Raw genomic sequence first — 1,967 nt, forward strand, 5'->3', positions numbered from 1 at the left:
CTGCAATCCAGACTGCCCGGAATGGATCTCGGCGGAAGGCGCGATCACCCCCCAGACCCCGCAGAAGCTGCGCCAGCTGCTCGCCACGCTCGGCAAACGGCAACTGCCTGTCGTGATCAGCTCGAAGGGAGGCGATCTGTTCAGCGCCCTGGCGGCGGGACGGCTTATCCATGAAAAGAAGCTCGACGTCGCCGTTGGCCGCACCGATTTCGTCGGCTGTGACCCAGGAGCGTGGAATCGCCTGGCCAAGGAGGGCGCCTATGCCGGGCTGAGCATCGATGCGGGCGTGGAGTGCGATTCGGCCTGCGCGTTCATGCTTGCCGGCGGCATCAGGCGGCTTGTCGGTCCCCAGGCGCGACTTAGCCTCTACCCGATGGGGCAAAAGCTGATGGTCAAGGCTTACCTGGAGGAGATGGCGATCAGTTCCGCCCTGTTCGCGGCGATCGAGCGGCGCTCGGTCGAGCGCCGGCTGGAACCCGACATGATGCTGAAGGTTGGCCTGACGACGAGCCTGCAATCGGTCGACGCGCTGACCGGCGCCACCATTTGCGAGGCGGTGCCAAGACCCGAGAATTGCCGGATCCGGCCTTCCGCCAATGCCGAGGCTGACGCGCCGGCCAAATTGTAGTGGGCGACGGAGCCCGAAACTGGCCATCGAGGCAGGTTGAGCCGCTTTCGATTTTTCCGCTATCGTCGCTGCTGGCGGCTTCAGGCAAGCGGAGGATCGAGAATGGGCCAGGATATCCCGACACTCTACGAATGGGCCGGCGGCAGCGAGGCCTTGAACCGGCTCACCCAGACCTTCTATGACAAGGTGGCGCAGGACCCGATCGTCGGGCCGGTGTTCAAGACCATGTCGCCGGATCACCCCGCCCATGTCGCGGCCTTCATCGGCGAGGTTTTCGGCGGACCGAAGACCTACAGCGAGCAGTTCGGCGGCCACCGCGAGATGGTCATGCACCATCTGGGCAAGCATCTGAGCGAGGAGCAGCGCCGCCGCTGGATCAGCCTCCTGGCCGATGCCGCCGACGCGGTCGGCCTGCCTGACGATCCGGAATTCCGTTCGGCCTTCATGGGCTATGTCGAATGGGGATCGCGCCTGGCCAAGATGAACTCCAATCTCGGCGAAACCTGCGATCCGCAGACGGAACCGATGCCGGCCTGGGGCTGGGGTGTGCCGGGCGGCCCCTATCAGCCACCGGGTACAAACTAGCGTCCAGTCGCCATGGAGGTGTTGGGCTGATGCCGGAAGATGTGAAGATCATACGTTGGCGCGAGTGGGACGGACCGGGTCTCGAACATTTGGTGCTGCAGGAGCGGGCAGGGGAGGTCTCGGCCGACTCTGTCGCAGTCTGCTCCGGGCAAACGCCTTTTGCCGTCCGTTACCGCATCGTTTGCGATGTCGGCTGGCACGCCAGGCGTGTCGTTGTCGATATGATCGGTAGCGGCCGCACGCTTGTTCTTGCCGCCGATGGCGATGGTCGCTGGACCAGGGACGGCCTGCCGATGCCGGAGCTCGACGGCATTTTCGATCCCGACCTGACCATCACGCCGTTCACCAACACGCTGCCGATCCGGCGATTGCAACTTTCCGCCGGGCAGAGTGCCGAGATAACCACTGCCTTCATCGACTTCCCCGCCCTCACGGTCGTCGCCAACCCGCAGCGCTACACATGCCTCGAAGAGGGCAGGCGATATCTCTATGAATCGCGCGCCAGCGACTTCAGGCGGGAACTTGAAATCGACCGCAACGGGCTGGTTGTCGACTATCCCGATTTCTGGCGCAGAGGTTAAGGCGTGTTTGCATGCAAACCGCTCTTTACAGAGCGTGCGGAAGCTTTTAGGAAGCGCCTGCTGCGCCGACATGCGCACGTACGGGCATAGCTCAGTTGGTAGAGCGGCGGTCTCCAAAACCGCAGGTCGTAGTTTCGAGCCCTGCTGCCCGTGCCATTCCCTGAATGGCATTC

At 63.6% G+C, this 1,967-nt stretch carries 2 protein-coding genes, 1 tRNA gene and 1 pseudogene; all 4 read left to right on the forward strand.

The genetic code is table 11. The annotated features are described in order from the left end of the window. A pseudogene (locus EN925_RS33680) lies at positions 1–628 on the forward strand (hypothetical protein); the annotation flags it as partial. A 102-nt stretch (positions 629–730) separates the two neighbouring features. Next, positions 731–1,213, forward strand: a complete 483-nt coding sequence (locus EN925_RS33685) for a group II truncated hemoglobin (protein WP_024505637.1) — start codon at positions 731–733, stop codon at positions 1,211–1,213. A 29-nt stretch (positions 1,214–1,242) separates the two neighbouring features. Further along, entirely contained in the window at positions 1,243–1,794 is a 552-nt protein-coding gene (locus EN925_RS33690) for a putative glycolipid-binding domain-containing protein (protein WP_063168072.1), read from the forward strand. 80 nt (positions 1,795–1,874) lie between these two features. After that, a tRNA-Trp gene (locus tag EN925_RS33695) sits at positions 1,875–1,950 on the forward strand. Positions 1,951–1,967 lie beyond the last annotated feature (17 nt).

Source organism: Mesorhizobium sp. M7A.F.Ca.US.006.04.2.1 (assembly GCF_004022915.1).
Taxonomy (GTDB): Bacteria; Pseudomonadota; Alphaproteobacteria; order Rhizobiales; family Rhizobiaceae; genus Mesorhizobium; species Mesorhizobium ciceri.